Annotated in this window: 23 protein-coding genes; 16 read left to right on the top strand and 7 right to left on the bottom strand. The window is 68.5% G+C overall.

Annotated features, from left to right (window positions below):
- Nucleotides 1-2: 2 nt before the first annotated feature.
- Complete coding sequence (locus E6J58_04790) at nucleotides 3-779, top strand: enoyl-CoA hydratase (protein ID TMB41018.1); 777 nt, start codon at nucleotides 3-5, stop codon at nucleotides 777-779.
- Here E6J58_04790 and E6J58_04785 read toward each other — a convergent pair.
- Genes E6J58_04785 through E6J58_04770 form a run of 4 tightly spaced genes read right to left on the bottom strand, consistent with a single transcriptional unit; the run spans nucleotide 776 to nucleotide 4,260 of the window.
- Nucleotides 776-1,357 (bottom strand): peroxidase-related enzyme, encoded by a 582-nt coding sequence (locus E6J58_04785; protein ID TMB41017.1) that lies wholly within the window; start codon nucleotides 1,355-1,357, stop codon nucleotides 776-778. The two genes, E6J58_04790 and E6J58_04785, sit on opposite strands and share 4 nt — an antisense overlap.
- Before the next feature lie 40 nt (nucleotides 1,358-1,397).
- Nucleotides 1,398-2,468, bottom strand: a complete 1,071-nt coding sequence (locus E6J58_04780) for a DNA topoisomerase IB (GenBank protein TMB41016.1) — start codon at nucleotides 2,466-2,468, stop codon at nucleotides 1,398-1,400.
- 24 nt (nucleotides 2,469-2,492) lie between these two features.
- Nucleotides 2,493-3,548, bottom strand: a complete 1,056-nt coding sequence (locus tag E6J58_04775) for a hypothetical protein (GenBank protein ID TMB41015.1) — start codon at nucleotides 3,546-3,548, stop codon at nucleotides 2,493-2,495.
- Nucleotides 3,400-4,260 (bottom strand): GNAT family N-acetyltransferase, encoded by an 861-nt coding sequence (locus tag E6J58_04770; protein ID TMB41014.1) that lies wholly within the window; start codon nucleotides 4,258-4,260, stop codon nucleotides 3,400-3,402. Before E6J58_04770 ends, E6J58_04775 begins: the two co-directional genes overlap by 149 nt.
- On the opposite strand from E6J58_04770, the gene E6J58_04765 reads away from it, so the two are divergent.
- Both E6J58_04765 and E6J58_04760 read left to right on the top strand, forming a co-directional pair.
- The gene (locus E6J58_04765; protein TMB41013.1) at nucleotides 4,232-5,149 is read left to right on the top strand and encodes a hypothetical protein; all 918 of its coding nucleotides are present in this window, start codon (nucleotides 4,232-4,234) and stop codon (nucleotides 5,147-5,149) included. The two genes, E6J58_04770 and E6J58_04765, sit on opposite strands and share 29 nt — an antisense overlap.
- A gap of 175 nt (nucleotides 5,150-5,324) precedes the next feature.
- Nucleotides 5,325-6,422: a class I SAM-dependent methyltransferase gene (locus E6J58_04760; protein TMB41077.1), complete on the top strand. Its 1,098-nt coding sequence runs from the start codon at nucleotides 5,325-5,327 to the stop codon at nucleotides 6,420-6,422.
- 24 nt (nucleotides 6,423-6,446) lie between these two features.
- Here E6J58_04760 and E6J58_04755 read toward each other — a convergent pair whose 3' ends face one another.
- Nucleotides 6,447-7,280: a PilZ domain-containing protein gene (locus E6J58_04755; GenBank protein TMB41012.1), complete on the bottom strand. Its 834-nt coding sequence runs from the start codon at nucleotides 7,278-7,280 to the stop codon at nucleotides 6,447-6,449.
- A 211-nt stretch (nucleotides 7,281-7,491) separates the two neighbouring features.
- Between E6J58_04755 and E6J58_04750 the strand changes: the two genes are divergently transcribed.
- The gene (locus E6J58_04750; protein TMB41011.1) at nucleotides 7,492-7,938 is read left to right on the top strand and encodes a hypothetical protein; all 447 of its coding nucleotides are present in this window, start codon (nucleotides 7,492-7,494) and stop codon (nucleotides 7,936-7,938) included.
- Nucleotides 7,939-8,289: 351 nt separating this feature from the next.
- Here E6J58_04750 and E6J58_04745 read toward each other — a convergent pair whose 3' ends face one another.
- Entirely contained in the window at nucleotides 8,290-8,727 is a 438-nt protein-coding gene (locus tag E6J58_04745) for a hypothetical protein (GenBank protein ID TMB41076.1), read from the bottom strand.
- A gap of 49 nt (nucleotides 8,728-8,776) precedes the next feature.
- On the opposite strand from E6J58_04745, the gene E6J58_04740 reads away from it, so the two are divergent.
- The 9 genes from E6J58_04740 to E6J58_04700 all read left to right on the top strand — a co-directional run bounded on the left by E6J58_04740 (nucleotide 8,777) and on the right by E6J58_04700 (nucleotide 16,639).
- The gene (locus E6J58_04740; protein TMB41010.1) at nucleotides 8,777-9,334 is read left to right on the top strand and encodes a scp-like family protein; all 558 of its coding nucleotides are present in this window, start codon (nucleotides 8,777-8,779) and stop codon (nucleotides 9,332-9,334) included.
- A 77-nt stretch (nucleotides 9,335-9,411) separates the two neighbouring features.
- Entirely contained in the window at nucleotides 9,412-10,587 is a 1,176-nt protein-coding gene (locus tag E6J58_04735) for an ABC transporter permease (protein ID TMB41009.1), read from the top strand.
- Entirely contained in the window at nucleotides 10,584-11,462 is an 879-nt protein-coding gene (locus E6J58_04730; GenBank protein TMB41008.1) for a branched-chain amino acid ABC transporter permease, read from the top strand. Before E6J58_04735 ends, E6J58_04730 begins: the two co-directional genes overlap by 4 nt.
- Nucleotides 11,459-12,361, top strand: coding sequence for a branched-chain amino acid ABC transporter permease (locus tag E6J58_04725; GenBank protein ID TMB41007.1), 903 nt, complete (start codon nucleotides 11,459-11,461; stop codon nucleotides 12,359-12,361). The genes E6J58_04730 and E6J58_04725 overlap by 4 nt, the downstream gene beginning before the upstream one ends.
- Nucleotides 12,354-13,106: an ABC transporter ATP-binding protein gene (locus E6J58_04720; GenBank protein ID TMB41006.1), complete on the top strand. Its 753-nt coding sequence runs from the start codon at nucleotides 12,354-12,356 to the stop codon at nucleotides 13,104-13,106. Before E6J58_04725 ends, E6J58_04720 begins: the two co-directional genes overlap by 8 nt.
- Nucleotides 13,103-13,798 (top strand): ABC transporter ATP-binding protein, encoded by a 696-nt coding sequence (locus E6J58_04715; GenBank protein ID TMB41005.1) that lies wholly within the window; start codon nucleotides 13,103-13,105, stop codon nucleotides 13,796-13,798. The genes E6J58_04720 and E6J58_04715 overlap by 4 nt, the downstream gene beginning before the upstream one ends.
- 286 nt (nucleotides 13,799-14,084) lie before the next feature.
- The gene (locus E6J58_04710) at nucleotides 14,085-15,272 is read left to right on the top strand and encodes an MFS transporter (protein ID TMB41075.1); all 1,188 of its coding nucleotides are present in this window, start codon (nucleotides 14,085-14,087) and stop codon (nucleotides 15,270-15,272) included.
- An 83-nt stretch (nucleotides 15,273-15,355) separates the two neighbouring features.
- Nucleotides 15,356-15,823, top strand: coding sequence for a hypothetical protein (locus E6J58_04705; GenBank protein ID TMB41004.1), 468 nt, complete (start codon nucleotides 15,356-15,358; stop codon nucleotides 15,821-15,823).
- Nucleotides 15,824-15,832: 9 nt separating this feature from the next.
- The gene (locus tag E6J58_04700) at nucleotides 15,833-16,639 is read left to right on the top strand and encodes an SDR family NAD(P)-dependent oxidoreductase (GenBank protein ID TMB41003.1); all 807 of its coding nucleotides are present in this window, start codon (nucleotides 15,833-15,835) and stop codon (nucleotides 16,637-16,639) included.
- Here the strand turns inward: E6J58_04700 and E6J58_04695 are convergent.
- Complete coding sequence (locus tag E6J58_04695) at nucleotides 16,605-18,047, bottom strand: hybrid sensor histidine kinase/response regulator (protein ID TMB41002.1); 1,443 nt, start codon at nucleotides 18,045-18,047, stop codon at nucleotides 16,605-16,607. The genes E6J58_04700 and E6J58_04695 overlap by 35 nt on opposite strands.
- Between E6J58_04695 and E6J58_04690 the strand changes: the two genes are divergently transcribed.
- The 3 genes from E6J58_04690 to E6J58_04680 are packed head-to-tail and all read left to right on the top strand — an operon-like array spanning nucleotide 17,827 to nucleotide 23,079.
- Nucleotides 17,827-20,433, top strand: a complete 2,607-nt coding sequence (locus tag E6J58_04690) for a response regulator (GenBank protein ID TMB41001.1) — start codon at nucleotides 17,827-17,829, stop codon at nucleotides 20,431-20,433. The genes E6J58_04695 and E6J58_04690 overlap by 221 nt on opposite strands.
- Nucleotides 20,430-21,314, top strand: coding sequence for a ferritin-like domain-containing protein (locus tag E6J58_04685; GenBank protein ID TMB41000.1), 885 nt, complete (start codon nucleotides 20,430-20,432; stop codon nucleotides 21,312-21,314). The genes E6J58_04690 and E6J58_04685 overlap by 4 nt, the downstream gene beginning before the upstream one ends.
- Nucleotides 21,307-23,079: a fatty acyl-AMP ligase gene (locus E6J58_04680; GenBank protein TMB40999.1), complete on the top strand. Its 1,773-nt coding sequence runs from the start codon at nucleotides 21,307-21,309 to the stop codon at nucleotides 23,077-23,079. The genes E6J58_04685 and E6J58_04680 overlap by 8 nt, the downstream gene beginning before the upstream one ends.
- Nucleotides 23,080-23,082 lie beyond the last annotated feature (3 nt).

The following is a 23,082-nucleotide window of genomic DNA, read 5'->3' as shown; positions in this document are numbered from 1 at the left end:
CAATGACGTTCAAGGACATCCAGCTCGAGCGCGATGGGTCGACGGCCGTCGTGACGCTGAACCGCCCCGAGCGGCGCAACGCGCTGTCGCTGCAGATGCTGCAGGAATTGACCGAATGCTTCCGCCGCATCGGGGAGGATCGGGAGGCCCGCGTGGCGGTCCTGCGGGGCAACGGTCCCGTGTTCTCGGCCGGTCACGACCTCTCCGAAATGGTCGGGCGCGACGGCGCCTTCTACCGCGAGCTCTTCGAAGCCTGCACCCGGCTGATGGAGACGCTGCAGAACATTCCGCAGCCGGTGATCGCGCAGGTGCACGCGACGGCGACGGCCGCCGGTTGCCAGCTCGTCGCCTCGTGCGATCTGGCCGTCGCCGCGCAGGAGGCGCGCTTCGCCACCCCCGGGGTGAAGATCGGCCTTTTCTGCTCGACGCCGATGGTGGCGCTGAGCCGCGCCGTCGGATCGCGCAAGGCGATGGAAATGCTGCTCACCGGCGAAGCGATCTCCGCCGATGACGCGCTGGCCGCCGGCCTGGTCACCCGTGTGGTACCGGCCGCGGAGCTCGGCCCGGCAGTGAGGGCGATGGCGGCGAAGATCGCGTCGTCCAGCCCATACGTGGTGGCCGTCGGCAAGGCCGCGTTCTATCGGCAGCTGCAGATGCCGCAGCCGCTGGCGTACGACTACGCGCAGGACGTGATGACGATGAATGCCGCGGCGGCGGACGCCCAGGAAGGGATGAAGGCGTTTTTGGAGAAACGCGCGCCGAAGTGGTGCGGCAGTTAACGAGCCCTGGGCACACGCCCCATCAGGTAGAACTCGTCGTTCGGCCGCATACCGGTGGCGTTCGCGATCCGGTTGCTCATGCCGAAGAACGCGGCGATGCCGGCGATGTCCCAGCCGTCCTCGTCGCTGAACCCGTGCTCCCGCAGCCGGGCGAAATCGGCCTCCTCGATCTCGGCCGATCGCAACGCCACCTTCATCGCGAAGTCGAGCATCGCCCGCTGTCGCGGCGTGATGTCCGCCTTGCGGTAGTTCGTCGCCACCTGATCGGCGAGGAGCGGCTGCTTCTCGTAGACGCGCACCAGCGCGCCGTGCGCGATCACGCAGTAGTGGCACTCGTTCGCGGCGCTGGTCGCGACGACGATCATCTCCCGCTCGCCTTTGCTCAGTCTGCCTTCCTTCAACATCAGCGCATCGTGGTAGGCGAAGAAGGCGCGGAACTCGTCGGGCCGGTGCGCCAGCACCATGAACACGTTGGGAATGAACCCCGCCTTCTCCTCCACGGCGAGAATGCGCGCCCGGATGTCCTCGGGCAGCTCGTCGAGGCGGGGAACCGGAAACCGCGAGATCGGCTGCGTCATGGCGGCATTGTAACGCCACGCCCGCAAAGCACCTCGTCAGCTATTCCTCGGCAGCCTCTTCCTGCAGGAACTGCAGCACGGCCACCTCGTCGCTCCGGAGCGCGGCCGGCGGATTCTCGCGCCGGTGCTGGCGGGGCGAAACCATCGACGGAAGCGACGGCGTGAGCCCCATCAGGTACGCGCGCACCAGCGCCGGATGCACGTAGTACTTTCGGGAGACCGCGCGTGTGTTTCCCAGCCGGTCCGCGACGGCGTCGATGGCGCGGACCACGTTGCGCTCCGCCTCCCGGCGGCTCGTCGGCGGACCGAGAGCGCAGAGCTCCTTCGCGGCGAGCATCGTCCCGGCCCAGGTGCGGAAATCCTTGGCGGTAATGTCCCGGCCGGTGGTCTCGCGCAGATAGGCGTTGACGTCGTCGGAGGAGATGGACTGCCGCTTGCCCCGTGAATCGACGTATTGGAACAGCTCGTGGCCGGGCAGATCCTGGCACTGCTGGACGATGCGGGCCAGACGGCGATCGGTGATCGCCACCTGATGATTGACGCCGCTCTTTCCCCGAAACGAGAAGTAGAGCCTGGCGCCGTCGATCTGGACGTGCCGGCCGCGCAGGGTGGTGAGGCCGAAAGAGCGGTTCTCGCGGGCGTACTCGTCGTTTCCGACGCGGATCAACGTCTTGTCGAGCAGGCGCACGACAGTCGCCAGGATCTGACGCCGGCTGAGGTCGTGCGCGCGCAGGTCGCGCTCCACCCGCTCGCGCACATCGGGGAGGATCTCGCTGAACTCGAGCATCCGCCGGAACTTCGACTTGTCCCGCGCCTCGCGATAGCGCGGGTGATAGCGGTACTGCTTCCGCCCGCGCGCATCGCGAGCGGTGACCTGGATGTGGCCGCGCGGATCGGGGCAGATCCAGACCTCGCTCCAGGCCGGGGGAACGACGAGTCCCTCGATGCGCGCGCGCTCGGCAACGTCCTTGATCCTCAATCCGTCGGGCGCGAAGAAGATCCACCCTCTGCCCACGCGCTGCCGGCGAATGCCCGGAACGCCGTCGGTGACGTAGCGGAGTCCGGCCCGCGCCGCCGCTTCGCGATGCTCCTGGACGCGCAGCGAAAGCATCGGCCGGGATGTAGCACGGCTCTCTCACCAGTCCTCTTTTTCGAACTTCATCCCCGTCTGCTGAGCGATCCACGCGATGTCCGCCATCGCGTTCGGGTTGCCGCAGGTGAGGACCACCGTCCGCGCGGGATCGACGCGCTTCTGCACCATCTCCAGCGGCCGGGTGCGGGGAAACGTGGGCGCCGTCGCCACAGACGGTTCCTTCGAGGGAAGGCCGAACACCTGGCGCAAGAGGTTGTTGGCGCGGCCGGTGCCGAGGTGGGGGTCGGCGAGATCGCGCGTGGTGGGCCGGCTCACCGAAGGCACGTAGAGGAAGTCGAGGCTCTTCGCGCTCTCGATGTCGAGCAGCTCGCGGTGGTACGCGAGCTCCTCGAAGGTCCGATTCGCGTGCAGGAGCGTGAAGCGCGCTTCCGGCCGCTTCCCGCCGCCCGCATCGCGGTTGAGCTGCTTGATCATCGACGCGAACGGCGCAAGTCCGGTCCCGGTCCCCACCATCAAAACGTGCTCGAAGCCCACCGCACGCTTGGCGAGCGTGAAGTCGCCGACGATCCGCTCGACGTACGCGAGGCGATCGTTGTGGTCCGACTCGACTCCGCGGAAGAGCGACTCGGTGAACCGACCCAGCACGCCGTCCTTCCCCTGCTCGAGCACCACGTAGAACTCGAGATAGTTCCCCTGCTCCGTCTCGAACGGCGCGGAGGAGATCGAGTACGAATGGGTCACCGCGCCGCGCTTCTGCCGGCCCTGATCGTCGAGGTCGGGGACGTAGCGGATCTCGTCTCCGTCCTTCACCTTCCGCGTCAGCAGGCAATCGTCGCGGCGAAGCGCGATGTACTGCCCCGCCTCGTAGGAAGGAAACCTCGCGCCGCCGTCACGCGAGACGAGCCTGAAGAGCGACAGGCTCGGCGAGAGCCTGTGCCACTCGACGATCTTACCCGCCTTGAGCTCTGCCATGGGGTTTTCCTGGGGGTGACCGGAGTTGCAGACGGTAGACGAACACCGGCGCGGCCGCCGGCTCGAGCTTCGTCTCTCCCGCGGGCGCGAAACCGAGCTTGTCCAGCAGCCGGATGGAGGGGGCATTGCCGGGAGAGACGAATGCGGCAACCGCGGTGAGGCGGAGCCTTCTCGCGATCGCGAGAACGGACGCTGCCGATTCGCGCGCGTATCCGTTCGACCAGAACTCGGGAAGGAACGCGTAGCCGAGATCGACGTCGCGGATCTTGTCGCGCTTGAGCAAGCCGCACATTCCGATCGGCTGCAGACCCGGCTTGAGCGCGACCAGGTACAGCCCGTGGCCATGCTTCGCGTAGCTCGCGATCGGACCGTCGTTCAGGTAGCGCACGGCCTCTTCCGCCGTCCGCACGCCGCGATCTCCGATGTTGTGGACGAACGAGGGCTCGTTGAGCAGCCGCAATACGAACAGTGCGTCCGCGGCGGTGAACTCGCGCAAGACAAGCCGTTCGGTCTCGGCGACGAGCCCGGTGGCGACCCCGGCGGGTTTGCCGTTCTGCTCCATTTGCGCAGCCCGTCTTAGCAGAGCCTGCGCGCGTCGTGTGTGCCCGCCGCGCACAGGGTGGTCCACGGGTCCACCCCGCCTTGCGCTTTGTCGGAATTTCGTCATCCGGGCGGGCGGTTCGAACTTCAGCCTGCGACCTGGAGGCCCGATGAAGCTTCTCGCCCGAACAGCAGCTCCTGCCCTGCTCTCCATGCTCTGCTCGTGCGCAGGGGGACCGACGCTCGAGGTGCAGCGTTCGTCCCGGGACGTGACGGCGAGCGCCAGCGTCCTCTTCATCGGCAACAGCCTGATCGCGACCCAGACGGGCGCCACCGGCGAGGATATGCCGAAGGTGCTCTCCCGGCTCGCTTCCAGCAGCGGAAAGACGTTCACCTACAACGAAGCGATCAATATGGGGCACACGCTCCAGGACACATGGAACGCGAACATCGCGCAGCCTTTCCTGACCGGAGCGACGCACTACGATTTCGTCGTGCTCCAGGAGTACAGCACGCTGCCGGTCCTGGATGCCGCCCAGTTCTACAATACGGCGGAGGTCACCTATCAACCCTCCGTGCAGCGATCGCTGACCACCTCCGGCACGGTGCTCCTCTTCGAGAACTGGGCGACCGATGTCGTCTATCCGTTCGGCAGGTTCGCCACGCGCGCGGCCTACGTGGCCGCGCTGGAGGCGAACTACGGCACGCTCTCCGGCAATCTCTCCACGCGCAACGCAATCGCGCCGCTCAGCCGCGCGTACGAGAAGGTCTTCGCGACGAAGCCCCTGACGTACCTCTTCATGGACGACAAGCACCCGAACGATGCCGGCGTCTATCTCGACGCCTGCGTCTTCTACGCGGTCATCTTCGGCGAGTCGCCGGTGGGATTGCCGGCGCTCTACATGTCCGCCGCCGACGCATCGTTCCTGCAAGCCGTCGCGGCGGAGGTCGTACCGATTTCGACTCCTGTTCCATCCGATGCAGGGGTGGATGCCGGCTCGAACGACGGCGCAGACGCGGGAGCGGTCCCTCCGCCGGACGCTGGAGTCGATTCGAAAGGGAGCGATTCGACCACCAACATCCCCGTGAATTCCTCGTCGACCGGATGCTCGACGTCGGGAGTCGCGCTGAACTGGATGGTGGCGCTGGGTTGCGCCGGGCTGCTCGCCCGGCGCCGGCGGCCCTAATCGAGCCGCTCTCGAGAGGGCATGGCGCATTTGCGGGAAACCGGTAGGATACCGGGTCCCACGTATCCAGGATTACGTTCGTCCCCGGACAAGGAGTCTCATGCCGTCGCCTTCCCAAGTCCTTCGGTTCCGCGATGACGTCGCGGCGCAATCATTCCGCGACCGGCGCATTCCGATGAGCACGTTCGTCGAGCGCTACATCGACGGATCGATCGACGTGAGCGGCGATCTGCACGAGCTGTTGTGCGCCAGGGCGGACTGGGTCAACTACCGCTTCACCTGGGATCAGGCGAAGTTCCTGATCATGAAATTCCTCCCCTCGGTGCTGGTGCACTCGAAGGCGGCGGACCGGGCGTTCGTGTGCGAGCACTACGACCGCGGGAACGACTTCTTCGAGGCGTTCCTCGGCCATTCCATGGTCTACACGTCCGCGAAGTTCGGCGCGCCCGACGAGTCCCTGGAAGCGGCGCAGGAGCGCAAGATCCGCGACGTCGGCGAGAAGCTGCAGCTCGAGGCCGGAGACCGGCTGCTCGACATCGGTTGCGGCTGGGGCACTCTCGTCGCCGACCTCGCCGAGCACTTCGGCGTCGACGCCACCGGCGTCACCTTGAGCCGCAAGCAGACGGAATTCGCCACCGAGCGGATCCAGGCGCGCCGCCTGGAACAACGCGCCCGCGTGCTGACGCTCGACTACCGCGACATCCCCGGCCCCGCCTACGACAAGATCTCCTGCCTGGAGATGGCGGAGCACGTCGGCGTGAAGAACTTCCAGAAGTTCCTCCGCCAGGTGAGCGGGCTGCTCGACGACGACGGCTTGTTCTTCCTGCAGATCGTCGGTCTGCGCCGCCCACCCGAGCTCGGCGTGGTGCGCAACGATCGCGGCGGATACTGGGACGCGTCCGACTTCACCTGGGCGATGTTCATGTCCCGGTACATCTTCCCGGGCGCCGACGCGAGCCTTCCCCTCTCGTTCGTGTCCACACAGCTCGAGAAGGCCGGATTCGAGATCCGCAGCGTGGAGAACATCAACGTCCACTACGGCATGACCATCCATCGCTGGTACCAGAACTGGATGAAGAACCGCGACCGGGTGGTCCGGGCGTATGGCGAGCGTTGGTATCGGCTCTGGCACCTGTTCCTCGCCTGGTCCGTCTTCACCGGGGTGCAGGGCCGCGGCGATTGCCTGCAGATCGTCTCGCACAAGAGCCGGCGCGAATTCGATCGTTCCCGCTTCGTCGGCCGGCGGCCGGCAAGCGTGCGCGCGACGGGGTAACCGCGCCTTCGCGGCGGCCGCGGATCAGGTCGGACGCTTTCCGATCAACTGCTCGGCGGTGGCGAGCTCGCGGCGGAGCTGGTCGATCTCTCCCTCGCGCAGGCGCAGGCGATCGCGCAGCTCGTCCATCTCCAGCAGCAGGCCTTTGATCTGCGTCATCAGCTTCGCATCCGGCGCGGGGGCGGCGGAGCCCTCCCGGGGCGCGGCCGGGACCGGCGCGATGGGGCGGGTAATCTCCTTGGCGGTGCCGCGCGCCATCATCTCGTCCAGCCACTGACCCAGCCGCCCGGAGTCGTCGCTGGTCATCGCGCTGAATTCGACGTCCAGACCGGGATGCTGACCAAGGCCGCTCCCGAACGCGCCTCTCACTTGTCCGCCGAGGTGAAGGACCTTCCGCGCGCCCGGCTTGACCAGGTCGGCCTGCAGATCGGATCCCGCGGGCAAGAGCTGGTCGGTACGGAAGAAGGCGCCGCCGACGGAGAGCTCCTCCACCTCACAGGAGAACGCAACCGATCCGCAACGCACGTGCGCCGCGACTCCGTTCACCCGCAGCCGCGGATGACTCCCCTGGTCGTCCTTCAACATGGGCCCTCCGTTGCAGGCAAGGCACCCACCATCGACAGCGTAGTGCGAAGCCTGCGCGCTTCCAATCGACCGGGGTGCGTGCGCGTAGGGCTTTTGCGCCTGTACTGCAACCCGGTTGCGAGCGTACACACCCTCGGAGTAGAGGCAGCCGGTGGGCGCGCGCGAAGACGTCACTCGCCTGCTGTGGACCCGTTCCGGCGCGCGGCGGATTCCACCGGCGCGCGCGCTCGACGCCGCGCTCGGGCGGCTGCCCAAAGGGGAGCTGTTCCGCATTTGCGAATTCGATCCGCGTGGGCCGCTCTATCTGCTTCCGACGCGTGAGCTGGTCCGCGCGCTCGCAGCACGCATCCGCGCCTGCGGTGCCCGGCGCATCCTCGAGGTCGCGGCCGGCGATGGGTTTCTCTCCGCGGCCCTGCGCCCCGCGCTGCGGGGCACACGGATCGTGGCGAGCGATTCGGGTGCCTGGGCCGATCCTCGTGCCCGGATGACGGCGGGCGAGCGCCGTGAATTTCGCGGCGTGAGCGTTCCGGGCGTCCGCCTCGGCGGCTGCGTGCTCCGCTTCGACGCGCTCGCCGCCATCCGGCGCATGCGGCCCGAGCTGGTGCTCGTCTCCTGGTTGCCACCCGGCAGGCTGCTGGAACGGCTCATCCGCGCACCGGTCCTGTACGTACTCGAGATCGGCGCCAAGGGCGGCGTCACGCCAGGCGCCTGGAGCTGGCGCTTCGCGCACGAGTTTTGCGAGGAGGTCGAACGGAACGCGCGCTGCCGCCTCGACGAGCGGCCGCGCCTCGAGCTGCACTCGCGCGTGACGCTCTACTACGGGGCGCGTCACCCGGAGCACGCGCGCGAGCGCGTGCGACCGGGCGACTGGCTCTGGCAATTCCGTCCGCGAATCACTGCTGGGCGGTCGTCGGTGCGGCCGCAGCGATGAGAAAGGGCGGCGCGGCAGACTGTCGCGATTTCCGGCACTGCTGGTGCGTCGTCGATGCGCAAGCGGCGCCACGTTGCGCCGCAGGGGGCGCGAAACGCTCCGGAAGCCCGAATTCCCCCGTCCGTGGGGGATTCGGTCTTTGGCACGGCCGTGGCAACGGGTCACACCGGCACTCGAAACCGGAACGGAGCCGCGTCATGATCCAGGGGCTGATCACCACCAACGACGTGCTGCGGCATACGGTCCTGATCGTTTCGAGCTTCGGTGTCGTCGCCTGGCTGCGCTGCTGCAAGGCGATCGTGCTGGGCCGGTCGACGACGTTTCTCGCCTGCGCCCTGGGATAGACCCGAGCTACTTGATCAGCTCCTTCAAAAGGTGCGCGCCGAGCGCGCGCCGCCCTTCGTCGAGCAACGCCTTTCCCTTCGCATTTTCGAGCGCGCCACGCATCATCTCCGGCGCATAGCCGAGCTCGAGGTTCAGCAGCACCATCACCGCGGATACCGCCGGGCTCAACGTCGCTGCCTTGACGCGGCTGCGACGCTTCTGCACGCCGGCAGAAAGCGCGTCGATGAGCGCATCCTCCGTAGTGCGCGGCCCTCTTCGGTCCTCGAGCGCCGCAGAGATGCCCGCGTACAGCTCATCGATTACCCTTTGACTGCCGACGGCACGCTCCATCCGCTCGTGCGCTTCTTCGAAGTCGACGTTCGCAGACGCCGCGTAGGTCGGCGCTACGAGGAGCGCGAGATCCTTGCGGGTCACGACATGCGGAAGCCGGCGCGAGAACACGATGCCAACCTTACGCTGTGCCGGCTCGATCGGCGGTGAATAGTTTTGTGACGTGCGCTGCTGCCCTTTCCTCGCCGCGGTCCTGCTTGCCGCCGGGTGCGAGCCGGGACTGACCGGAGCATCCGACGCCGCTCCGCAGCCTGCGCCTGACGCCGACGCGCAGACCTGGCTCGATCTCCACAACGCCGTTCGCCGCGCTCCCCAGCCGCCGCCTCCGTCATCGCTGCCTGCGCTGACCTGGTCGGCGGACGCGGCTGCTGTTGCGCAAGCCTGGGCCGCCGGCTGCAACTATCAGCACAACCCCGGCCGGGGTCAGCGCGGCGAGAACATCGCCGCCAGCGCGCCATCCGGCCATTGGACGGCGGCGGACGTCGTCGCCGCCTGGGCCAGCGAGGTGCAGGACTACGACTACGCGACGAACACCTGCGCTTCCGGCAAGCAGTGCGGCCATTACACGCAGCTCGTCTGGCGCGACACGCTGCGCACCGGATGCGCGCACCGCATCTGCACCGTCAACTGGCCGTTCGCGCCGCCCTCGGGCGGAAGCTGGGACTTCTGGGTCTGCGACTACGAGCCGCCGGGCAACTGGGTCGGGCAGAAACCATACTGATGCGCGCCGCGCGCAGCACGCGCGCCGGTTGACGGCGAACGCGGACTTCTGTCGTACTACCGCACCCTGGAGGTCGCATGGCCCTGTCCCGACGCGAGATCCTCGGTGCCGCAGCCTGCTCCGCACTCCTTCCTCGCCGGCTATTCTCCGCCACCGCCGCCAAGCTGCGCATCGGGCTGCTGCTGCCATACTCGGGAACCTACGCGGCGCTCGGCCACAACATCACCGACGCGATGAAGCTCGCCGCCACCGAGCACGGCGGCAAGCTCGGTGGCCGGGACGTGGAGTGGGTGGCCGTCGACGACGAGTCCGATCCCGCCAAGGCGCCGGCCAACGTCAACAAGCTGATCGCCGGAGAAAAGGTCGACATCCTCACCGGACCCGTCCATTCCGGCGTGGCGATGGCGATGATGCAGATCGTCCGCCAGGAGAACGTTCTCACCATCGTCACCAACGCGGGCGCGCAGGCAGTGACCGGCAACCTCTGTGCGCCCCACGTGTTCCGCACTTCCTTCTCGAACTGGCAGACCTCGTATCCGTGCGCCGACGTGATGCTCAAGGCGGGGCACAAGAAGGCGGTGCTGATGTTCTGGAACTACAGCTTCGGCCAGGAGTCGATGGCGGCCTTCAAGGAAGGCTACGCCAAGGGCGGCGGCACCGTCGCGAAGGAGATCGCCGTCCCGTTCCCCAGCACCGAGTTCCAGGCGAACCTGTCGGAGATCGCCTCCCTCAAGCCGGATGCCGTCTTCGTCTTCTTCGCGGGCGCCGGCGCCGCGAAGTTCGTCAAGGACTACGCCGACGCGGGACTCAAGGACCGCGTCGCGCTCTACGGGTCCGGCTTCCTCACCGAAGGCGTCCTCGCGGCGCAGGGACCGGCCGCCGAGGGCATCAAGACGACGCTGCACTACGCCGATGCGCTCGACAACGCCGCCAACCGGAAGTTCCGCGACGCCTTCAAGAAGGCGACGGGACGCGACGCGGACGTCTACGCCGTGGCCGGTTACGACACCGTGAACGCGCTCGCGCAGGCGCTCGGAAAGGTCAAGGGAGATACCGGCGCACAGAAGGACCTGATCGCCGCGCTCGAGGGCGTTCGCCTCGAGAGCCCACGCGGGCCGTTCCGGTTCTCCAAGGCGCACAACCCCATCCAGGACATCTATCTGCGGCAGGTGAAAGGCGGGAAGGAAGTCGTGCTCGGCGTGGCGATGAAGGCAGCCGAGGACCCGGCCGCGGGCTGCAAGACGGGGAAATGAGCCTTTCGCTCTTTGCCTTGCAGGTCGTCAACGGCGTCGAATACGGCTTGCTGCTTTTCCTCGTCGCGAGCGGACTGACCCTGGTTTTCGGCGTCCTCGGCGTCCTCAATTTCGCGCACGGCTCGTTCTACATGCTCGGCGCCTACCTGGCGTGGTGGATCTCGCAACGGACGGGCAGCCTGCTGCTCGCGATTCTCGTCGGCCTTCCCGTCATGGTCCTCGTCGGCCTCGTGGTCGAGCGTCTCGCCATCGCGCGGCTGTACGCCCGCGACCATCTCTCGCAGGTCCTCCTCACCTACGGGCTGGTCCTCCTCTTCAACGAGCTGCAGCGCGGGCTCTTCGGCAACGACGTGCACGGGGTGACGACGCCGAAAGCGCTGGCCTGGACGATGCCGCTCGGCGAGACGCAGACGTGGCCCGCCTGGCGGGCGCTCACGGCGCTGGCCTGCATCTGCGTCGCCGCCGCCATGCGGCAGGTGGTCCTCAAGACCCGGTTCGGCATGCGCGTCCGCGCCGGCGCCTCCAACGCCGAGATGGTCGAGGCCCTCGGCATCGACGTGCGCAAGCTGTTTGCCACGCTCTTCAGCGCCGGCACCGCGCTGGCGGGTCTCGCCGGCATGCTCGCCGCCCCGCTCACCACCGTCTACCCGGGCATGGGCGAGGGCGTTCTCATCCTCTCGTTCGTGGTGGTGGTGATCGGCGGGATCGGATCGATCAAGGGAGCGTTCGTCGGCGCGCTGCTGGTCGGCCTCGCCGACACGTTCGGGAAAGTGCTGCTGCCCGGCTTCGCCAGCGCCACGGTCTACGCCGTCATGGCCGCGGTGCTGCTCTGGCGCCCGCGGGGACTGCTGGGCGCCGCCTTCGAGGGACGATGAGGAGGCGCCTGCTCCTGCTCGTCGCGGCGGCGGCGCTCGGCGCGGTCGCGCTCAGCGGCGACCGCTTCTGGCTGCAGTTTCTGGGAAAGGCGATGATCGGATGCATCCTCGCCATCAGCCTCGATTTGCTCGTCGGCTTCACCGGCCTGGTCAGCCTCGCGCATTCCGCCTTCTTCGGTCTCGCCGCGTATGTCCTTGCCGGGCTGACGAACGGCCTCGGCCTGGTGAATCCCCTCGTGACGCTCCCCATCTCGGTCGCCTGTGCCGCGATCGCGGCGCTGATCATCGGATGGCTCAGCCTGCGGGCGACGGGCGTGTACTTCATCATGGTCACGCTCGCGTTCACGCAGATGCTCTTCTACGTGTTCAACGATTCGCCCGCGCTGGGGGGCTCGGATGGCCTCTACGTCCAGTCTCGCCCGGTGGAAGGGCGAGCGGCCGCGTACGTCGTCATCTGGATTGCGCTGGTGCTCGTCTACCTGCTGCTCTCGCGTGTGCTGCGAGCGCCTTACGGCCGGGTCCTCGAGGGAATCCGCGGAAACGAGCAGCGGATGCGGTCGCTCGGGTTTCCGACGCGACGCTACAAGCTCGTTGCCTTCGTCATCGCCGGAGCGCTGGCGGGACTCGCCGGGTATCTGGACGCGACCCTGTACGGCTTCGTCAATCCCGCCCAGCTCGGATGGCGGCAGTCCGGACTCATTCTGGTCACGGTCCTGCTCGGTGGCAGAGGCACGCTGTATGGCCCCGCCCTCGGAGCGCTGCTCCTCGCGTTCATCGAGCACTACGGCGAGCGCGTCACCGAGCACTGGAACGCGCTGATCGCGCTGCTGGTGATCGCGGTCGTGCTCTTCCTTCCCCGCGGCCTGGCCGGCCTCGTGCCCGGAGCATCGCGTGGCTGAGCCGCTGCTCGAGACGGTGGGGCTGACGCGCCGCTTCGGAGCGCTGGCTGCCGTCGACGGCGTTTCGCTCTCGTTCCAGGAGGGGCGCGTCCACGCCGTGATCGGACCGAACGGGGCCGGGAAGTCGACGTTCTTGAACCTGCTCTCCGGGGAGTTGCGAGCGACCAGCGGGCAAATCCGTTTCCGCGGCGAAGACGTGACGCGCGCAACCCCGGATCGACTCTCGCGGATCGGAATCGGACGCAGCTACCAGACCGCGAATCTCTTCCCCGGGCTCTCGTGCGCGGATTGCGTCTGGCTGGCCGCGCAGTCGCGGCTGGAGTCGTCGATGCGCTTCTTCCGGCCCGCCGGACGCTACGCGGAAGTCGGCATCCGCGCCGCGCATGCGCTCGAGGCCTCCGGACTGACGCAGCGACACGCCACCATGGCCGGTCACCTCAGCTACGGCGAGCAGCGGCAGCTCGAGATCGCCATGATGCTGGCCACCGAACCTTCCCTGCTCCTGCTCGACGAGCCGCTCGCAGGGCTCGGCCACGACGAGGCCATTCGCGTGATGGACCTGCTGAGGAAGATCGCCCGCGGCCGCACGGTGGTGCTCGTCGAGCACGACATGGACGCGGTCTTCAGCGTCTCGGCCGCGGTGACCGTGCTGGTCGACGGCCGGGTGCTGGCCACCGGGTCGCCCGCCGAGATCCGCTCGAGCGCGGCGGTCCGCGAGGCGTATCTCGGCGAGGAGATCGCGTGACGGCGCTGCTGGAAGCGACCGATCTCCACACCTTCTACGGCGCAAGCCACGTCCTGCACGGCGTCAGCTTCTCCATCGCCCAGGGCGAGACGGTGACGCTGATGGGCCGCAACGGGATGGGGAAGACCACCACCATCCGCAGCGTCCTGGGGCTGACGCCGCCGCGCTCCGGAGAGGTGCGCGTTCGCGGCAACGTCGTGACCGGCTGGCCGGCGCACCGGATCGCCGCGCAGGGCATCGGGCTGGTGCCGGAAGGGCGCGGCATCTTTCCCACTCTCACCGTGACGGAGAATCTCCGGGTCGCGCAGCGCCCCGGGGCCTGGACGGAGGAGCGCGCTCTCGCGCTTTTTCCCAGGCTGCGCCAGCGGCTGACCCATCTCGGATCCCAGCTTTCCGGGGGCGAGCAGCAGATGCTCGCCATCGCCCGCGCCCTGCTGATCAATCCGCAGCTGGTGATCCTCGACGGCGCGACCGAGGGCCTGGCGCCCCTGATCCGCCAGGAGATCTGGTCCGCGGTCCGGCGCCTGCGCGGCGAAGGGATCGCGTCGTTGATCGTCGACAAGGAAGTCAAGACGCTGCTGGAGATTGGGGACCGGCACTTGATTCTCCTCAAGGGCCGCGTGGTGTTCTCCGGCGACAGCGCATCCTTCCGCGCCCGCGCGGACGAGAACCTCGCGCTGCTTCGCGCCTGACGCAGGCGCGCTTCGCGGCGCCATCCGGCGGCAACCGTGCGCGCAAGTGGGCGCGGCTCCCCGTTGCGCGAATCCGCGATTCTCGGCAAGCCTCAGGTCGTGACGGCAGCCAACGATCCCCGCGGCTATCTCGGAGCCGCGTTCCGCGTGGCCATCCGGAGCAGATCCGGTTCGACGATTCCGGCGCCGACGCGCAGTACGCGGTCCGCTGGACCTGAATCTTCGCCCCGACGGCCGTTCGCGGTAGGTTGCGCCCCCCGTGCGAGCCCCGAACGGCGAACGCGGAATGCAGGCGGTGGTGTTCGCGCTCGTCGCCACCACCTTCCTCACGATGTACGTCACGCAGCCGGTCCTGCCCGTGCTGACGGCCGAGTTCGGCGTCACGCCGGGCGTCGCCTCCCTCACCGTCTCCGCGGTCGTCCTCGGCATCGCGCTCGCCAACCTTCCCTTTGGCGTGCTCGCCGACCGGGTTCCCATCGGCCCCATCGTCCTGTGCGGTGGAGCGGTGGTGGCGGCCGCCAGCGTCACCTGCGCGCTGACGCCGCACATCGGCGTCCTGATCGCTGCCCGCTTCCTGCAGGGCCTCTTCATCCCGTCGATGAGCACGTGCCTGGCGGCGTACCTGTCGCGCACGCTGCCGCCGCAGCGACTCAACCTGGTCATGGGCTGGTACGTCTCGGCGACCGTTGCGGGAGGCATGGGCGGGCGTCTCCTCGGCGGATTCGTATTCCCGGCCGCTCATTGGCGGCTGGCATTCATCGCGGCGGCGGCGATGGTAGCGGGCGCCGTGGTCGCGGCGTTGCGCTGGCTGCCTCGCGAGCCGCCGCACACCCGCGCCGATCACGACCCGGCCGGCTTCCTCGCGCTGCTCGCGCGAGAGGAACTGTTGCGCATGTTCGCCGTCGGCTTCTTCGCCTTCTTCGTCTTCTCCTCCATGTTCAACTACATCCCGTTCTACCTGTCGGGCGCGCCGCTTCACGCCTCGGTCCGCGTCATCACCCTGCTCTACCTGGCCTATCTCGTCGGCATCGCCGCCGGGCCGTTTTCCGGGACCCTCACCCGACGCTTCGGAACCGGCCTGACGCTGATCGCGGGCTGCGTCCTGTTCGGGCTCTCCCTTGCGCTCACCCTGATCCCGTCGCTTCCGGTGATCGCAGCCAGCCTCGCCGGCATCTGCGGCGGGTTCTTCGCCATCCACTCCGCGGCGGTGGGCTCGCTGAACGGCAGGCTGACCGGCAGCCGCGGGCGCGCGAACTCCCTCTATGTGCTCCTGTACTATCTGGGCGGCGCAGCGGGGATCAGCGCCAGCGGGGCTGCTTACGTGCGCTGGGGGTGGCACGGGACGGTTGCAGTGGCAGCCTGCGCACTGCTGGTGCCGCTGTCGGTCGGCATCGTAGAGATGCTCCAGGATCGGCGGCCGCAGCCGCCCGCGCCCGGTCCAGACCCCCCGCCCGCCCTGCGCAACACCCTGTAGCGTCGTGCAAAATTACATGTACCCACTCGGGCGCCTTGATTGCTACCCGCTGGGCGACGTTACGTCGCCTGCAGGAGCAAACCATGCGACTGCTCACGGCTGTGTCAGCGCTCGCGATCGGTGTGCTTGCGTCCGGGGTGGCTCGCGCGGATCAGTGCAAGCCGATCCACGCGATGATCACGACCAGCGTCACCGGCTGCCTTCCGGGGGAGAGCCCGATCGGGTTTTGCACCGCAGGGAACATCGACTCCGGGCTGCTCGCCGGCTCCACGCGTTTCGGCGTGCAAAGCATGACGCCGACCCCGAGCGGCGACATTCTTTACACCGGTGTCCTCACCGTCACGACCCGATCTGGCACGGTGACCATCAAGGACTACGGGATCCTCACGGATGGCCTGTATTCCGAGATGCAGCAGGTGGTGAGCGGCACGGGGCGCTTCAAGCACATCACCGGTATGCTCGTCTCCCAAGGCTCCCTGCTCGGGGGGACCTTCACGGGCAGGCTGGTGGGTACGCTCTGCCACTTCAACCGGGGGCACGACGACGGGTAGACTCTCGCGGTGCGTTCGCTCCGCGGGAAGACAGCCGTCGTCACCGGCGCGGCCAGCGGGATCGGCCGCGCGCTCGCAGAGCGGCTCGCGCGCGAGCGGATGCATCTGGTGCTGGCCGACATCGACGGCCGCGGCCTGCGCGACCTCGCGAGAACCATTCCTGGCGCGATCGCCGTCCGCGCGGACGTGTCGCGGATGTCCGACGTGGAGTCCCTGGCCTCCAAGGCGTACGCGCGCTTCGGTGCCGTCCACCTGCTGTGCAACAACGCGGGCGTAGCCGAGTACGGCGCCGTCTGGGAAGTGCCGGTCCGCCGCTGGCGCCGCGTCATCGGCGCGAATCTCTGGGGCGCCGTCCACGGCTGCCTGGCATTCGTCCCGCGGATGATCGCGCAGGGAGAAAGCGCGCACATCGTCAACACCGCCTCGATGGCGGGACTGGTGACCCCACCCTTCGCAGGCGCGTATAGCGTCAGCAAGCACGCCGTCGTCGCCCTCTCCGAGGCGCTGGTCCAGGACCTGGCGCTGCGCCGTGCGCGAATCGGCGTGTCGGTCCTCTGCCCGGGATGGGTGGCGACGCGACTCGCGCAGTCCGCTCCCGGAGCCGACGCGGTGCTTCGCTCGCTGATCGCGCAGGGCCAGCGGCCGGAAGCCGTGGCGGAGCGAGCCGTGCGCGCGATCCGCTCGGGGGAATTCTACGTGCTCACGCACCCTGAAATGGCGCCCGCCGTCCAGCGACGCGCCGAGGCGATTCTCGCCGGGCGTGCCCCCGCCGCGCCGGCGCTCAGACCGCCGCGATCGCGGGCAGCGTCACGGTGAAGCGCGTGCCGCGGGAACCTTCCGCGCCGGCCTCGATGGTGCCGCCGTGCCTCTCGACGATGCTCTTGCACATGCTGAGGCCGAGGCCGCGCCCGCCGGCACCGTTCGTCGAAGTGAAGGGCTTGAACAGCCGCTGAGCGACGGCGGGGTCGAGCCCGGTGCCGTTGTCGACGACCTCGAGGCGCACCGTCGAGCCCTGGTGGGAGGTACGCACTTCGATCGTCGGCTCGGGAACGCGCTGGACGGCGTCGGCCGCATTTCCCAGGAGGCTGAGCACCACCTGCGTGATCTCCGGGCCGCGGCAGCGCACCAGCGGCACCGCCTCGAGCTTGCGTTCGAGCCTGACCGATTCGCGGAGCCGGTGCGAAAGCAGCTGCACGGCGGAGAGGACGGCCTGGTTGATGTCGAACGGCTCGGGTTCGACCGCGGCCGTGTAGCTCTGGACGCCGCGCGCGAGCGCCTCGAGCTGCGCCCCCGCCGTCCGGATGGCGGCGATCGACTCGTCGACCGCGCCTGCCAGATCCGGCGTCGCCCGCAGCACCGCATCCTTCAGCCGCTCCGTTTCGTCGGTCGCGAAGCCCTTCTGCACGGCACGGGTCGCCGCCCGGCCCGCCTCGAGGACGCGGCCAACCTCGACCTCCAGCGTCCCGATGCGCGCCACCAGGGGATCGACCTCGTTCTTCAGCTCGTGCCCGATCCCCGACGACAGGCGGCCGAGCGCCGCCATGTGCTCGGACTGGACCAGATCCTCGTAGCTCGTCTTCAGCTGGTTCACCAGCCGGTCGTGCTCGTCGGACAGTCGCTTGGTCTCCAGGGCGCGCCGCACGGTCACGCGCATGTCCTCCGGCTCCCAGGGCTTGAGGATGAACCGGTAGAGGAGACCTTCGTTGATCGCCTTGAGAGCGACGGTGGTGTCCGGAAAGGCAGTGAGCAGGACCCGCAGGGCCCGCGGGCGCACTTCCCGGACCCGGGCGAGGAACTGCAGGCCCGTCATCTCCGGCATGCGCTGGTCGGTGATCACGAGGTCGATGTCGTGAATCATCGCCATTTCGAGCGCGCGCACCGCCGATGTGGCCGAGTGCAGGGCGATGTCGGACTCGCTCTCGAACACCCGCTTGGCCAGGTTCAACGCCAAGGGCTCATCGTCGACGACGAGCAGGCGGTAGGAGGGTTCCGGCACGACGCGAATGTTACCACCATCATTGATCGCAGCCCAAGGGACCGATATCCTTCCCCCAACCATGGGATGGGGGAAAAGGACCCACGCGCTCTCGAGCGCAGTGGCCGCAGCGCGCGTTGCGGTGGCTCCGCGACCCGATCCTCGGGTCGCGGCGGAGCTGAGCCGCACGCTTTCGGCGCGCGCCACCGCGTCGTGCTGGGTGGCGGTGGTGATCATTCCCTTCACCATCGTCGCCTACGACGGCGCGTACTACCCGGCCCAGCTCACCCGCGGCGCCATCGCCGCGGCAGTCGCCGACGCGCTGATCGTGCTCCTCCTGATCGGGCTGCGCGGGCGGGTGTTCGAGCGTTACCCGTGGCTGCCGTTCGCGCTCCTCGCCGGCGTGGTCTGCAACGTCACCGAGGCAGTAAACCTGCTGCTCACCGGCGGCACCGAGAGCGACTTCGTTTTTCCCTACTACCTGATCTCGTTCGGCATCGCGATCCTCTTCCCCGCTCCGCTGGTGGCGGTGATCGTCACCGCCTTCCTTCTTCCGGCGGGGTACCTCGCCGTGGCCTTGGCGGCCCACGAGCCGCTCGGGGCGAAGCATTTCGCCTCCAACCTCATGCTGCTGGTGGACTCCGCGCTGATCACCTGCATCGGCAACCGGGTGGTGACGAACCTCTTCCTCCGCGAGGTGAAGCTGCGCATCGACCTGGAGAAGGCGAACGAGCGGCTGCGCGAGCTGGATCGCCTGAAGAGCGAGTTCTTCGCCAACGTCAGCCACGAGCTGCGCACGCCGCTCACGCTCATTCTTGCGCCGGCCTCGTCGCTGTCGCGCGAGTCGCACGGACGGCTGGAGACGGTGCAGCGCGCGCTCGTCGACACCATCCACCGCAACGCGTCCCGCCTGCTGCAGTTGATCAACGACCTCCTCCTGCTGGCGAAGCTCGAGTCCGGAGAGCCGCGCATCGACCGCGTCCCGGTGGACGTCGGACTCTCGGTGCAGCGCATCGCCCAGGAGGCCCAGGCGTACGCGGAGTCGCTGGAGCTCCGCCTGGAGCTGGACGTCGCCGAGGACGGCCCCTTCGTCTGGAGCGGCGACGAACGGCACCTCGATCGCATCGTCCTCAACCTGATCTCGAACGCCTGCAAGTTCTCCCGCCCGGGCGGCGCTGTGAAGGTGGCGGTGGGCAGCGACCGGGACGGAATCTGGATCACCGTTGCCGACCAGGGAATCGGGATCGCGCCGCAGGACGTGGACCGGATCTTCGATCGGTTCGTCCAGGTGGAGTCTTCCTCGACCCGCCGGTTCACCGGGACGGGCATCGGGCTCAGCATCGTGAAGCAGCTGGTGACGCTGCACGGCGGTCGCATCGCCGTCGACAGCGAGCCCGGCCGCGGAACGACCTTCACGGTGCATCTCTCCGCGGTGCCACGCGTCGCCGGGGCCAACCCCGCCTCCAGCGCACCGGAGCTGCCCAAGGTGCGTCTGCAGCCGGCGCCGTCGCCGCATGTGCAGCCGGCAGGAGGTTCCGGACCGCGGCTCGCGGTCGTGGAGGACAACCCGGAGCTCCTCACGTATCTGACGCAGGAGCTGGGCCGCTGGTACCGCGTCTTTCCCTTCGCAGACAGCACGTACGCAGTGCAGGCCATCGCCGCGGAGCCACCCGACCTGATCGTCTCCGACATCATGATGCCCGGACTCGACGGGATCGCGCTGGCGCGAAAGGTGCGCGCCGATTCCCGCACCGCCGAAGTACCAGTCATCCTCCTCTCCGCCCGGGAGGAAGTGGAGTCGAAGGTGGCCGGCTTCGAGGCCGGCGCGGACGATTACGTCCATAAGCCCTTCGACCTCCAGGAGTTGCACGCCCGCATCGAGCTCCATCTCCGCCTCCGCTCCCAAGCGCAGAAGATTCGCGAGGCCCTCGAGCAGCTGAAGAAGGCGGAAACCTCGCTCGTGCAGAACGAGAAGATGGTCGCCCTCGGGCGCATGGTCGCCGGCGTCGCGCACGAGATGAACAACCCCATCCACTTCCTGCGCGGAAACATCGCCCTGCTCCGCAGGCACATGACCGGCGTGCCCGCCGCCGAGCCAATGCTGGTGGACATCGACGAGAGCGTGGACCGGATTACTGCGGTCACGCGGCAGCTCCTCCTCTTCGGGCGCAAGCAAAGCGGCGACGCTTCCGCCGAGGTCAAGCTCGAGGACGTGGTTCCGCTCGCCGTCAAGATGGTGGCGCCGCAGACGCCGAAGGGCGTCCGCATCGTCCAGGAGATCAACGGCGAGGTGGTGCGGGCCAATCCCCAGGACCTCTTCCAGGTCATCCTGAACATCGTCCACAACGCCCTGCAGGCGGTGGACCCTCAGCGGGGCGAAGTGCGGATCGCCGCGTGCCGAAACGGCGACCGCGTCGAGCTCTCCGTCATCGACAACGGCTGCGGGATCAGCAAGGAGAACCTCTCGCGCATCTTCGACCCGTTCTTCACCACCAAGCCGCCCGGCTCCGGCACGGGCCTTGGACTTTCCATCGTCCAGGAGCTGGTGACCGCCCAGCGCGGGACCGTCCGCGTCGAAAGCGAGCTCGGCCGCGGAACGACCGTGGCCGTCTCGCTGCAAGCGGTGAGCGCATGAACCGCGTCGCGGCCCTGGTCGATTCGGCGCTCCGCAACGCCTGGGTATTCGAGGAGCTGCCCTGGAACCTGCAGGTCGACCCCGAACGCGCCCGCTTTCCCGAAGAGAGCTTCTTCGCGGCCGGCCTGCGCCCGTTCCGGGCCATGAACACCTCTCAGCGTCGCGCTTTCGTCTTTCGCGAGACCTGCTTCCACCTGTCCAACCTGCTCGTCGGCGAGCGCAGCGGCGAGCAGCTGGTCGCCCAGGTGCTGGTGCTGACCGCGCGCGATCAGCCCTGGCACCGCGAGTTCCTCGCCGTGATGGCTCAGGAGGAGGCGAAGCATTTTCTCGCCCTGCAGCGATATCTCTCCGAGAAGGCCGGCGTCCTCTATCCCGCCTGCCGCCAGCTCCGCTCGGCGCTCTCGGCGGTGGAGAATTGCGCCTCGCCGGAAGTGAAGCTGCTCGTCGGTCAGGTCGTCTTCGAGTGGACGGCGGCTTCGCTGGTGGCGACGCTCCTCACCAAATCGCGCGAGCCACTGCTTGCGGCGGTGCTGCGGGTCAACCTCAAGGACGAGGCGCGCCACCTCGCCTACAGCCAGGAGCTCCGGGAACCGCTCGCGCAGGCGCTCGCCGGCCGGGTGCCGCGGGAGATGGAGGATCTGGTCTTCGAAAGCGTCCGCGCCAGCGTCGCCGCGTTGTTCGCGGAGCCCGTCTGGGGCGAGCTCGGCTTGCCCGTGCGGAAGATGCGCCAACACGCCCTGGACCGCCTCGAGCGTCAGGGGGTGTTGCACCGGTACCGGACGTTGGTGCCGGATCAGCTCGAGCGGTGCGGATTTCCCACCGCGCGCCTTCGCCGCCGGTTGGGTCACGGGCTGGTGAAAGGACTGATCGCGGATGCCTGACTCGATCGCAAAAAGGCTCCTCGACCGCGCAGATCGCGAACCCGAGCGCGTCGCCGTCCACATCCTGCGCAGCGCGTCGCGGAAGACCTTCAGGGACGAGCGGGTGACCTTCGCGGAGTGGGCGCGCGGCGCGGGCACCTGTGCTGCCGCCCTGGCCAAGAACGGCCTCGGGCACGGCGACCGGGTCCTGCTCTGCGTTCCCACGGGCCGCGCCTTCCTCGATGGGTTCCTCGGCGCGTCGTCGATCGGCGCCGTGCCCGTTCCTCTTCCTTCGCTGGACGGATTCGCGCGCCCGGCTGCGTTCGTGAACCGGCTTGCCAGCGTCGTGCGCGACGCGGCGCCCTCGGCGGTCTTCGCCGACCGCCGGACGGCGGCCCACCTGCGCGAATCCGGCCTGCTCGCGCCGAAATTGCCGGTGATCGAGCCGCGGACGCTGGAGGACGCCGACCCGCCTGCAACGGGGCATCCCGCCGCAGGCGACGAAACGGCGCTCGTTCAGTACACCTCGGGAAGCACCGGGATGCCGCGCGGCGTGGTGATCACCGCGGGCAACCTGGCGGCCAACGTGGACGCCATGGGCAAGGCCCTGCACCTGACGCACGAGGACCGGGTGGTGTCCTGGCTGCCGCTCTACCACGACATGGGCCTCATCGGCGGCCTCCTCGCGCCGCTCGCGCATGGCGCCGTCTGCTGGCTGCTCTCGCCGCTCGAGTTCATGCTCCGTCCGGCGAGCTGGATGCAGGCGGTGTCGGACGCGCGCGCCACCCTCACCGTGGCGCCCAACTTCGCGTACGGCCTTCTCGCCCGGAAGGTTTCCGACGAGGATCTGCGGGGGTTCGACCTCTCCAGCCTCCGAGCGGCGATCAATGGAGCCGAGCCGGTCGACCCCGGCACCGCCGAGGCGTTTTGCAAGAGGCTCGCTCCGATGGGCTTCCGCGCATCGAGCTACTTCCCGGTCTACGGACTCGCGGAGTGCACGCTGGCGGCCGCCTTTCCTCCGCTCGGCCGGGGCGTGAAGATCGATCACGTGCTTCGCGACGAGCTGGCGAACGGCTCTGCCGTTCCTGCGCCGGCCGGCCCCGCCACGATTCCCGTGGTCTCCGTCGGCCCCGCGATCGAAGGGCACGAGATCACCATCGTCAGCGTCAGTCAGGATCATACTCCGCTGCCCGAGCGCAAGCTGGGGCAGATCTGGATACGGGGACCGAGCATCTCACCGTGGTACTTCGAGCAGCACCACGTGGTCCCCGAGCGCCGGACCTCCCTGCGCACGGGAGACGTAGGGTATCTGGCGGACGGCGAGCTTTACGTCGTCGACCGCCTCAAGGACCTCGTCATCGTCGCGGGCCGTTCGTATTCGCCCTCCGACATCGAGCGCGCCGCCGAGGAGGTGCCGGGCGTTCGCGCCGGGCGGTCAGTGGCCTTCGGTGTCGCCGACCCGGAGCTCGGCACCGAGTCGCTGGTGCTGCTCGCCGAAGTCCAGCCTCGTTCCCCCGCTGACCTGCTCGAGCTTTCGGAGGTCGTGCGGGCCACGGTGGCGGAGCAAATCGGACTGTCCCCGAAGGAAATCTGCCTGCTCAAACCGGGCTCGCTGGCGCGCACCTCGAGCGGCAAGCTGATGCGGCGCGACGCCCGCGACCGCTATCTGTCGGGTCGCCTCAATGGCACGGAAGCCCTGCAGGTGCCGTTTCCCCTCCGGCTCGTCGATGCGGCCCGCGGAGCGCTGGCGCGATTCGTAGCGCGGCGGCGCATGTCGGAAGGCTAGCCG

It is taken from the genome of Deltaproteobacteria bacterium (assembly GCA_005879535.1).
GTDB lineage: Bacteria > Myxococcota > Myxococcia > Myxococcales > 40CM-4-68-19 > 40CM-4-68-19.
This window is presented reverse-complemented; position numbering and strand designations above follow the sequence as displayed.

What these genes read in the sequence shown, in the direction of transcription:
- E6J58_04790 (TMB41018.1), top strand. Translation starts at nt 3, where the DNA reads ATGACGTTCAAGGACATCCAGCTCGAGCGCGATGGGTCGACGGCCGTC.
- E6J58_04785 (TMB41017.1), bottom strand. Translation starts at nt 1,357, where the DNA reads ATGACGCAGCCGATCTCGCGGTTTCCGGTTCCCCGCCTCGACGAGCTG.
- E6J58_04780 (TMB41016.1), bottom strand. Translation starts at nt 2,468, where the DNA reads ATGCTTTCGCTGCGCGTCCAGGAGCATCGCGAAGCGGCGGCGCGGGCC.
- E6J58_04775 (TMB41015.1), bottom strand. Translation starts at nt 3,548, where the DNA reads ATGCCCCCTCCATCCGGCTGCTGGACAAGCTCGGTTTCGCGCCCGCGG.
- E6J58_04770 (TMB41014.1), bottom strand. Translation starts at nt 4,260, where the DNA reads ATGAAGAGGACGCTGGCGCTCGCCGTCACGTCCCGGGACGAACGCTGC.
- E6J58_04760 (TMB41077.1), top strand. Translation starts at nt 5,325, where the DNA reads ATGAGCACGTTCGTCGAGCGCTACATCGACGGATCGATCGACGTGAGC.
- E6J58_04755 (TMB41012.1), bottom strand. Translation starts at nt 7,280, where the DNA reads ATGCGGAACAGCTCCCCTTTGGGCAGCCGCCCGAGCGCGGCGTCGAGC.
- E6J58_04750 (TMB41011.1), top strand. Translation starts at nt 7,492, where the DNA reads ATGACGGCGGGCGAGCGCCGTGAATTTCGCGGCGTGAGCGTTCCGGGC.
- E6J58_04735 (TMB41009.1), top strand. Translation starts at nt 9,412, where the DNA reads ATGGCCCTGTCCCGACGCGAGATCCTCGGTGCCGCAGCCTGCTCCGCA.
- E6J58_04730 (TMB41008.1), top strand. Translation starts at nt 10,584, where the DNA reads ATGAGCCTTTCGCTCTTTGCCTTGCAGGTCGTCAACGGCGTCGAATAC.
- E6J58_04725 (TMB41007.1), top strand. Translation starts at nt 11,459, where the DNA reads ATGAGGAGGCGCCTGCTCCTGCTCGTCGCGGCGGCGGCGCTCGGCGCG.
- E6J58_04710 (TMB41075.1), top strand. Translation starts at nt 14,085, where the DNA reads ATGCAGGCGGTGGTGTTCGCGCTCGTCGCCACCACCTTCCTCACGATG.
- E6J58_04705 (TMB41004.1), top strand. Translation starts at nt 15,356, where the DNA reads ATGCGACTGCTCACGGCTGTGTCAGCGCTCGCGATCGGTGTGCTTGCG.
- E6J58_04690 (TMB41001.1), top strand. Translation starts at nt 17,827, where the DNA reads ATGTTACCACCATCATTGATCGCAGCCCAAGGGACCGATATCCTTCCC.
- E6J58_04695 (TMB41002.1), bottom strand. Translation starts at nt 18,047, where the DNA reads ATGGTGAAGGGAATGATCACCACCGCCACCCAGCACGACGCGGTGGCG.
- E6J58_04685 (TMB41000.1), top strand. Translation starts at nt 20,430, where the DNA reads ATGAACCGCGTCGCGGCCCTGGTCGATTCGGCGCTCCGCAACGCCTGG.
- E6J58_04680 (TMB40999.1), top strand. Translation starts at nt 21,307, where the DNA reads ATGCCTGACTCGATCGCAAAAAGGCTCCTCGACCGCGCAGATCGCGAA.